Genomic DNA, 10304 nt, shown 5'->3' with positions numbered 1-10304 from the left:
GCATTAAATGAATCAGTCACCTGAATTTAAAATGCTTACTCATTATCTTTAACATTCAAATTAGCCTCTTCTAATTATGTGGAGGCTAAATATAAATCGCATTGGAGTTTATAAATGGTAAATAAATATACTTATACCTCATCGAAATCCATGTCCGACATCAGTGATATTGTTGGTGAACCATTAACTGCATGGAATAATCAGGCAGGTGGCCAAGTTTATAATGTTATTTTTAATAGTGGTGTTTATACCAATACGTATTGGGTTGAGCGCTGGCATATTCCCGATCCTACGGCTAAAGAGGGAACACCGCATAATGCCTGGAAATATATTCGTCCAGCGACGGAAGATGAGATAAAACAGCACGGAAATCCTACCGATGGGCGCGTTGATCCAACCGAAGATATTCCTTCACCGGTTTTACAACCGGATGCGATTACAGAACAAACCTATCAACGACCAGATGTTAATTTTAAACCTGATGGTTCAGCGGGTAACCTTTCTTATACTGCGACGCGTGTTTGTCGCCCGATGTTTAATGAATATAAAAGCGATAAATCCAGGCCAAAACTTTCTGCTTATATTACTGATTGGTGCCAATATGATGCACGTTTGGATGGTGAGGATGAAAAGGTTGGTGATCGGGGAAGAGGGTTTGATTTAAGCACTATCAATGTGACTGCCTATGATAAATTAATATTCAGCTTTTTGGGTATTTACGGTGATACTGGTGTGAAAGGGGATAAAATCAAAGAGGTTGCCGATGGTTGGAATAGCCAGAGTGAAATAAAAATTATTGAAGGCCATATTGTCCCTCTTGACCCTTATGGTGATTTAGGAACTGCCCGTAATGTGGGATTACCGAAAGAAAGCGCGAATACTGCTATCGGTCCGGGAACATTCTTGCCTTATTATCAACAAAAGAGAGCTTCGGGTTTATTAGGTGGGTTGCGTGAACTGCAAAAAACGGCACGTTTAGCGGGCCATAAACTTGAATTAGCTTTTAGTATTGGTGGCTGGAGTATGTCCGGTTATTTCTCCGTGATGGCGGCTGATGCGGTACTGCGTCGTGTTTTTGTTGACAGTATTGTTGATTTCTTTGAGCGTTTTCCTATGTTCAGTTGTGTCGATATTGACTGGGAATATCCTGGAAGCCCGGGAGAGGAAGGTAATGTTATTAGTGATAAAGATGGAGAACATTATGCTCTGTTAATTAAAGAATTACGTGAATCTTTGGATAGTCGATTTGGACGAGAGGATAGAAAAGAGATCTCCATTGCTTGTAGTGGTGTAAAAGCGAAATTAAAAACCTCTAATATTGCTGAATTAGTCAAAAATGGTCTGGATAATATTTACTTAATGAGTTACGACTATTTTGGTACTGGTTGGGCACCTTATATCGGCCATCATACTAATCTCTATTCGCCAAAAGATCCTGATCCATCAGAGGCATCTGATTTATCCGCGGAAGTTGCTATCAATTACTTACATCAGGATCTTGGCATACCTTTGGAGAAAATTCATTTAGGTTATGCTAACTATGGCCGTGCGGGCAAAGGGGCAAATCTTGAAACGCGCGAATATAATAAAACTGGCGATGCATTAGGAACAATGGAAAAAGGTTCACCTGAATTCTTTGATATTGTTAATAATTATCTGGATAGTGAACACACTCTCGCTACCGGGAAAAATGGCTTTGTGTTAATGACAGATACCAATGCTGATGCTGATTTCTTGTTTAGTGAAAAAGAGGGGCACTTTATCTCATTAGATACCCCTCGCACGGTGAAGCAAAAAGCGGAATATGTCGCTAAGAATAAACTGGGAGGCATATTTTCTTGGTCAGGCGATCAGGATTGTGGCTTGTTGGCAAATGCGGCCAGAGAAGGGATGGGCTATATTGCCAAATCTAATGATGAAACCATCGACATGGGGCCACTTTATAATCCGGGTAAGCCCTATTATTTGAAATCTATTGGTTAGGTGAAGAAAAACGCCGGTTAATTTTTCTTTGCCAATAAAAAGGGATATTGCTTTTCTTATCTGTTAGTTTTTTCATGCTTAAAATAATCATGTTCAACCCGATATTCTAGGGCTGAACATGATTATTTCTGTAAAACGCGACCATTTACCGTTAAGCTATCCCATCAAGCATTTAAGCTATTTGGGCAGAGAAAGAGATAATGACAAATTCAGCCACTGAGTTAGTAACAATTTACGATCTGCATAGCCATACGACTGCATCGGATGGTTTACTTTCACCAGCAGAATTGGTCGAACGAGCGGTGGCAATGGGCGTTAATGTATTGGCCGTGACTGATCACGATACGACAGACGCTATTTTGCCGGCCCATGAATATATTAACCAACATGATTTGCCATTAAAGCTCATATCAGGGGTTGAGATATCCACACTGTGGCAAAATATCGAGATTCATATTATTGGTCTGAACATTGATATTCAGTCAAATGCAATGATTGAATTACTTAATAAACAATCTGAACTTAGGAAAGAAAGAGGAATTGAAATAGGTCGCAAGCTGGCAAAGGTGGGTATTTCCGATGCTTGGGCAGGAGCGAGCCGATTAGCGAATGGTGGACAAATAACACGAGGCCATTTTGCCCGTTATTTAATTGAAATGGGCAGAGAGCCAACAATGGCGAAAATATTTAAAAAATATCTGGCAAAGGGAAAAATCGGATATGTTCCACCGCAATGGTGTACAATTGAACAAGCTATTGATGCCATTCATCAATCAGGTGGTCAAGCAGTCATTGCGCATCCGGGACGATATGATTTATCGACCAAATGGTTGAAGCGTCTGATTGTTTGGTTTAAACAACATGGTGGTGATGCAATGGAAGTTGCACAGTGTCAGCAGGCACCTAACGAGCGGCAATATCTTGGTCAGTTGTCACGGGAACATGATTTGATGGCTTCGTTAGGTTCTGATTTTCACCAGCCTTGTTCATGGATAGAGTTAGGGCGTAAATTGTGGTTACCCGGTGATGTGGTACCAATATGGCGTAACTGGTCACTGTAGGGGCAGCATAAAATTAAGAGGTAATTTATGAGCCAGTTTTTTTATATTCATCCAGATAATCCGCAGCCCCGCTTAATAGGGCAAAGTGTGGATGTGTTGAAAAAAGGTGGGGTGGTTATTTACCCCACTGATTCCGGTTATGCGATTGGTTGCCATCTGGAAGATAAAGATTCGATGACTCGGATATGTCGTATTCGCCAGTTAGATAGTCATCATAATTTCACCTTAATGTGCCGGGATTTGTCGGAGATATCGACTTATGCTTATGTCGATAATCCGGCTTTTCGTCTGATTAAGAATAATACTCCGGGCAATTACACGTTTATTTTGCGTGCGACGAAAGAAGTCCCTCGTCGTTTGATGAATGATAAGCGGAAAACCATCGGATTACGTGTTCCATCTAATCCAATTGCCTTGGCGCTTCTTGAACAAGTGGGTGAGCCATTGATGTCCACGAGCCTGATTTTGCCAGGCAATGATTTTGCTGAATCTGATCCTGAAGAAATTAAAGATAATTTGGGAAAACGGGTTGATCTGATTGTTCACGGGGGTTATTTAGGGCAACAACCTACCACCGTAATTGATTTAACCGAGGATACGCCGGTTGTAATACGGGAAGGGGCTGGCAATATCACGCCATTCTTATAAGCTACGCAGTAATTATTTTCAGAATCTATATAAAGCCTGTATATTATACGCAGGCTTTATATTTTTGGTTTTTTAATTGAATCGAAATGGTTATTATTGTTTCGAATTATTAATACTGACTCAATAAAATAAAACCATCATCTATTTAATAATTAAGTTGATTTTAATAACGTGATAAGGAAATATTTACCTAACCAAAGGTAAGTGTGTTCGCCAATTATTTGACTATACCATTAGATATAAAACCTTTGGTCTGGGCTATTTAATATAAATAATAGCGCAAGGCTATTCATCCATTATAAAATCAAGGGATATTGAAAATGTCAGTTATTAATTTCTCCGATAAACCAGTTGATGTCGCTAATGTTCATGCATGGCCGAAATCACCAGATAGGGATTTAATTGCATGTGGACGTGACGCATATGCTGAAAAATCAGTGCAAGAAGCATTGAGCGGAGATCCTGATAAAGCGGTAAAATTAAGTGAATTAAATGATATTTTGGCTGCCTGTGAACCTTTTGACTTTAAAGGCGTCACGTTATATGCAAAAGATCCTGTATTAACCTTAATTAAAGCGTTATCAGAGAAGAATGCCTATTTAGTCGATGATTCATATCCTCCTGAGCAATGGCAAAGCGGGGGAGTTGATAAGCATGACCGTATTAAAGATTTTATTGAATCCCCTAACATGTTTATTAAAGGGATAGAGATGATCGATATGGGCCAGCTTTATCTTGGTAATTGCGGCTTTGTTAGTACCATTGGGGCAATTGCATCCCATCCTGAAGGGCATAATTTGTTATTTTCTGCTATCTATCCGCCGGTTTATAACCCAACGGGGGTTTATTCGATTAGAATCATCAATCAATCGAAAATTGGTTATTTATTGATTGATGATGATCTGCCACGAGTTAGTTTTTCTGATATGGAAGATAAAAATGAGTTTTGGTATTACCTGATTGAAAAAGCATTTGCGAAATTGCATGGAAGCTATGAGAATTTAGGCGGCGGTAATGAGATCTATTTTGGTATAGAATCGACAGAAAATACCAGTATTAATCGGGATAATCAGGATCGTATTTGGGATGAAAAATTTATCGATATCTTCAAAATAAAACATCATGTGACTTATCAAGGAACGGGTTACTCTACGGATTTGGTATCAGGTCATGCTTATTTAATATTAGATGCTCAGCAATGGAATGATATTAAGTTAGTACGATTGCATAATCCGTGGAATTTCGTTAAATATAAAGGTCCATATTCTCCGGGCTCTGCTGAATGGGAAAATATTCCAGAAGACGTGCAAAATGATATATTCCAGAATAACCGATTTGAAGGAAAATCATTCTGGATGCCATACGATCTCTATGTTAAGAATTTACCAAAAATCAGCGATATGTATCTCAGAGAAACTGTTCCTGATTCACTGAAAAGTATTGCAAATCCCTCTCCAATTCAAGAGTGATAGGATATCAGTTTTGTCAGGATTGATTTGTAAGCCTCTAATTTAATATTAGTACCTGGTAATTAATAGTAATTTAATGAAATGGTGGCCTGAAATTTATAATTTATGGTCACCATTATATTGTTTGAAATTATATTTATTAATTATTTGATAATTGAAAGAATAAGTGGGTAAGTCAATTTGGTTATCAGTGCACCTTTTTCCCAGGCGGGCAGAGAATTATACAACAGCCCTAAATCGTTCTGGTTTTCTGTCGTCACAAACTGGCTGAGATGGTTGAAATTTTTAATCCTAACTCTGTATCAGACTGATAAATAGAAAATATTAATATAAAGTTAAAGTAATCCCAGCCGTAGCTGACTGGGATTAGAGTTTTATCTATACCCGTCATCTTTCAAGTTGCCTCTTTGTTGGCTGCACTCGCTCACCCCGGTCACATAGTTATCTATGCTCCCGGGGATTCACTCCCTTGCCGCCGCGATGCATCTTGAAATCCATAGGATATAGACTTACTAGCCATTAGTAGATATTTTAGTTAACGGACATTGTGACATTTTTTGAATTACAGAATGAACTGTACCAGCAGGTAATAATGTCTCCTTTATTGTATTCCCATCATCAATACTCCAAATTAGGCGATCATTTTGGCTTGTTTTCATAAAGTAAATATAATAGCCATTATCCCCCATTGCAGTACAAGTCATATCAAACAAGCCATCAATAAGATCTTCTCCTTCTCCTGTAAAATAACTTTCTGCATTTCTGTATAAGGTAATAGGATCAAAGGGAATATCATTACATGGCAACTCATCTATTTTCATATTTGAGTAAAAGCCAATTGTTGTTCTTAATTCAAAAACATCAACGATGTCAAATAATTTATTCCCTTCTAAGTAGAAAAAAAATACTCCATTTTTCCAAAAGTTATCTGGAGAGTTCCATGACTCAACAATGTCAAATTGAAGAGAAAAGTAAAATGGATCACCATAAATCATTTTAGTTTCACTCCTAGTTTTTTCTGAATATCACTTGGCACCTGTTTGCTTGTTAAGGCATTGTTAATATCTCCGGTGCTGCCATTCCAATGATATTCTCCGTTAGTTCCTTCGAATCGGTGAACGTTACCGTTCTTGTCTACTGAGAATCGAACCTCTTTATTGTTATAGTTTTTTGAGCTTGGTATAGAGTTTTCAAAAAGAATTAGAGAATCTCTTGGTTCTATTCCTGCATTTTTGCGATTTCCATCACCTCCGGGAGTATGTTTAGGATTTGATTTGTAAATTAACCCATTAGAAGCGGTTATGGGTTCCGGTACTGGTATTGCGCTTCCTCGGTGTTTCCCAACAATCGAAGCAACGGAAACTTTGCTGCCGATAGCACCACCAATACCGGCAGATTCTACCGCCTCTTTGGCTATTAGTGCACCTTTTTCCCAAGCAGGCAGCGAGTTATACAACAGCCCTAAATCGTTCTGGTTTTCTGTCGTCACAAACTGGCTGAGACGATGAGTATCTTCAGCCGATAAGCCAAACATCCATCTCAGACCATTGATGGCATCTGCTGTTTTTATTCCTCCTTCCATTTCGGCCTGATAGGTCAGTGTGCATAACCCACCATTCCCGGCACAATGAGATAACATGTCTGCCCGTTGTGCAGCGCTCAGTTTGTTGTATTTGTTCCAGATTGCTTCGGTAGGCGTTCCTTGCTCATTGGCTTCCTGGAGCTCTCTGGCCAGATTGTAGGCATTCATGGAGTTCAGGTGGTTAAAGAGAATAACAATTTCCCCAGCATTAGCCCCACTGTTAGCGCCTTTGGCGCTGTTGGTCGCAATGGCACCTGCGACGCTGCCGATGATTTTGCCACCCGCCTGAATTTTCATTGGATCATTGAATGTTTTATCCAATGTTATCGCGGCCAGTTCTGCGGCTAATGCTCCAGCCGCCGCCCCTTTGGCATCACCGCCGCCAATTTCCGCAGCAAGGGCAGAAACCGCCGCATGGCTGATAGCTTTTCCGGGTAAATCTAACACCTGACCGTTAGCCCCAATCAACCCGGCACCTTCGGCGTTAATCTGGCTGCCAATATTGGCAAATAATGCGGTAGTAAAATTGTCCTTAAAACTACCGCCATTGATGGCTGTACCCAGGCTGGAACTGATAATGGATTGACCTGCGATCCGTTGAGCCACTTTGCTCCAGTCGCCGTTGCTCAGTTTAGGTAATGTCACTTTTGCCGGGTCAATTTGAGCGCCATTGGCGGCTTTATCCCATCCCATGGCGTTATCAAAACCCGCCAGTGCGCCACCAATTGCCATTGATGTGACAGTTGATTTAACGGTATCGCTGTTTCCCATATCCTTAAGGGTTTTCGATAGGTTTCCTTCATTATTAATAAGCTTAACCGCTGCCGTAGCAGCTAGAGATGAGATACCCGCAGAAACTGCGCCGTATGTGGCGGTACTCACTGTTGCCGCAGTTGCAGCACTGGCTCCGGCTGCGGTAGCGGCACCACTGGCTGCACCCGCGGCACTATTGGCAGCAGCTACAGTTACCCCGGCCCCGGCTGTGACTACAGCAACGGAGATAGCAATAACCGCAGAAACGACAGGATTTAAATGCTGGCTCTTATGATCCCAATTCTCATAAGCATCCTGAACTTCATTCCAGTTGACATCTTGACGTTGGCTTAACTCTTTTAACCAGGCTGTTTCAGAAGTGTTGCCAAGAGCAGCCAATACCGCCTGTAAGGATTGTCCTTTCTGTGTTTTGATATCAGCACTGATCCCATTTGCGGCCTCAATCGTTAATTTTCCACCAATGTGAACTGAAGGCAGCACCCATGTTTCTGCACGATGACCACTATCTCTGTTCTTAATGAAAAATCCTTTAGACTGGCTAATGGTCTGTTCAAAAGAACTGTCTTTAACTGCTTTAAAGTTTATTTTTCCATGTGTACTGGTCAGTCTGGCATTTTTATTTGTTTCAATTTTGCTGGCTTCATATGTACTGTCATCTCGGCTGAGTAAATTAATATCTCCATCAGCAATAAATTCAGTCACTTTATTGGTGACTGAATGATGGGTGGTAGTTGAAGTCTTCTTTTTACCATACCACTTACGTTTAGTACTGGAGGTTGTATATTCAGTCACATCTTCCTGTGCTTGTGCATAAAGATAACCCCCTTTAGCAGCAATATCTATTACACCTTTAGCTAAAAGCTTAGTTGCTTGAAATAAAAGACCTTCTCCGGTAAAAATGGTTAAATTATTACTGCTGGTTAATTTGGCTTCTTTATGGGTAATAGATGATCTGGAATTTGTGTTTTCAGTATCTACTGCGGATTTAAGGTATGTATACCCACCAGAAGTGAGGGTCATATCACTTTTAGAAATTAAACTTGAACCTTCTAACTTTATATTATCATTAGCTATTAAAGTTAATTTATTACCTGCATTAACAGAAGTAATGTGGCTTACTCTTCCTTCTCTCATCAGAAGACCGTCTACATTACCATAAGCAACAGATAAATTGAGATCTCCACCAGAATTCATCAATATGTTTTCTGTTGCATTCAATGCAGAGTTGGTTACATTCAAATCTTTCCCCGTCGATATAGAGATACTATTAGCTGTAATAGGAATTCCCCATAATGTAGAATTTTGAGAAGAGTTTATTATAACGTCTTTTCCTGCGATGAGTTTTACACCACTAATATCCAGATTTATACCACCATTAATGGATATGGACTCGGATGAGTCTAGAGTGGTTTCACTTCTGCTTATTTTAATATCTCTGACCGCAGTTAAAGTCGTATTTTTGTTTTTTGTTAAATAATTGATAAAATTTAAATCTAAGTTTGTTCCTGAATAAAATGTTAAATCTCCTGATGAGTTTATTATATTACTTCGATCATCAATATCAGGCCCGATACTAAATCTTGTAGATTTATAAGCGGATATTCCTGAATTTTTGCTTATTAATGAAACATTATGTCCTTTTAATACCGTTGATAAAATATTAATGGCATCTGGAAATAATAATTTACCCCAAAATTCATACGGTGCTTTATAATAGGTTGAAAGTATAGATAAATCACCTGATTTAGATATGATTTTAGAATCGGTAAGATCGACAACGTTAGCATCTGATGAGATAATGTTGATATCTTTTTCAGCATTTAATCGTGCTGATTTTAATGTAAATCCATTTGCATTTAATATAAGATTATTTTTAACTTTGATATCATCAGTTTCTGCATTTAATAGATTTAATGTTTTTTCTTTCCAGCCAGGTGTAATCGGCGTATTCAACTTGTTTTCATTAATAAGTTCCTTATTTGACGTAATTTTAACCTCGCCAAGAAAATCAATAACTAAATTCCTTCCAGAAGATAGCATTGTCTTATTTGTGAATGAGTCAATTTTTGTTTCATTAGAAGGATTATTTCGAAGAAGATTCCAATCTTGCTGTTTTATATCTGTGTTATTTCTATCTAATACATGTATACCCGTCATCTTTCAAGTTGCTTCTTTGTTGGCTGCACTCGCTCACCCCGGTCACATAGTTATCTATGCTCCCGGGGATTCGTTCCCTTGCCGCCGCGATGCATCTTGAAATCCATTGGGTATATTTCTCTGTCGTTTTCCTGCCTATTTCTGTATTTATAGTATGGATTATTAAATACAGGATGTGAACTATTTATTATAAAATGTGGATAGGTATTTCCATTATCATTATATAGATTTTCAGTATTTATAAATTTAGTGCTTGTAAAATGACTTCCGGTCAAAAATACATCGCCTTTTCCATGTATTTCACTGTTTATATTTAATAAATTATCACTATTTATATATAAATTTCCTCCAGATGAAATTAAACTGCTATCATAATTTTCTATAAAGAACCAATTTCTCATGTCACTGAGATCATCAATATTACTAAAGTCAAGAAAATCGTTTTTTTCAGGTTTAATATTAGAAAGGAGATAAAGATCTCTTATATTGAGCATCTTATGAGATCTGGCAACTAAATCGCCTTTATTCGTCTTTATAGTGGCAGATCTATTTTCAATAAGATGACTTTTATCTCCTTGTGCATTTTTCTGTATCCACATATTATTATTGGCTTGCAGCAAGGCTTTATTA

6 protein-coding genes and 1 pseudogene are annotated in these 10304 nt (G+C 38.7%); 4 read left to right on the top strand and 3 right to left on the bottom strand.

Going from position 1 to position 10304, the window contains the following annotated elements:
- Positions 1-114: 114 nt before the first annotated feature.
- The 4 genes from LGZ98_RS10065 (at position 115) to LGZ98_RS10050 (ending at position 5161) form a co-directional block, all read left to right on the top strand.
- Positions 115-1983 carry a glycoside hydrolase family 18 protein gene (locus LGZ98_RS10065; protein WP_262978039.1) on the top strand — a complete coding sequence of 623 codons (1869 nt, stop codon included), beginning with the start codon at positions 115-117 and terminating at the stop codon, positions 1981-1983.
- Between the two features lie 200 nt (positions 1984-2183).
- Positions 2184-3044 (top strand): RNase RNM, encoded by an 861-nt coding sequence (gene rnm, locus LGZ98_RS10060; protein WP_113041360.1) that lies wholly within the window; start codon positions 2184-2186, stop codon positions 3042-3044.
- A gap of 27 nt (positions 3045-3071) precedes the next feature.
- Positions 3072-3692: an L-threonylcarbamoyladenylate synthase gene (locus tag LGZ98_RS10055; protein WP_113041361.1), complete on the top strand. Its 621-nt coding sequence runs from the start codon at positions 3072-3074 to the stop codon at positions 3690-3692.
- 320 nt (positions 3693-4012) lie between these two features.
- Positions 4013-5161, top strand: coding sequence for a C2 family cysteine protease (locus LGZ98_RS10050; RefSeq protein WP_262978038.1), 1149 nt, complete (start codon positions 4013-4015; stop codon positions 5159-5161).
- 512 nt (positions 5162-5673) lie between these two features.
- On the opposite strand, the gene LGZ98_RS10045 is transcribed toward LGZ98_RS10050, so the two are convergent.
- The 3 genes and pseudogenes from LGZ98_RS10045 to LGZ98_RS10035 form a co-directional block, all read right to left on the bottom strand.
- Positions 5674-6156 carry an immunity 42 family protein gene (locus LGZ98_RS10045; protein ID WP_262978037.1) on the bottom strand — a complete coding sequence of 161 codons (483 nt, stop codon included), beginning with the start codon at positions 6154-6156 and terminating at the stop codon, positions 5674-5676.
- Positions 6153-8756, bottom strand: coding sequence for a DUF637 domain-containing protein (locus LGZ98_RS10040; RefSeq protein WP_390904669.1), 2604 nt, complete (start codon positions 8754-8756; stop codon positions 6153-6155). The genes LGZ98_RS10045 and LGZ98_RS10040 overlap by 4 nt, the downstream gene beginning before the upstream one ends.
- A gap of 968 nt (positions 8757-9724) precedes the next feature.
- Positions 9725-10304, bottom strand: a pseudogene (locus tag LGZ98_RS10035) (DUF637 domain-containing protein); the annotation flags it as partial.

Origin of the sequence: Photorhabdus kayaii (assembly GCF_025384895.1) — a bacterium.
Classification (GTDB): domain Bacteria; phylum Pseudomonadota; class Gammaproteobacteria; order Enterobacterales; family Enterobacteriaceae; genus Photorhabdus; species Photorhabdus kayaii.
This window is presented reverse-complemented; position numbering and strand designations above follow the sequence as displayed.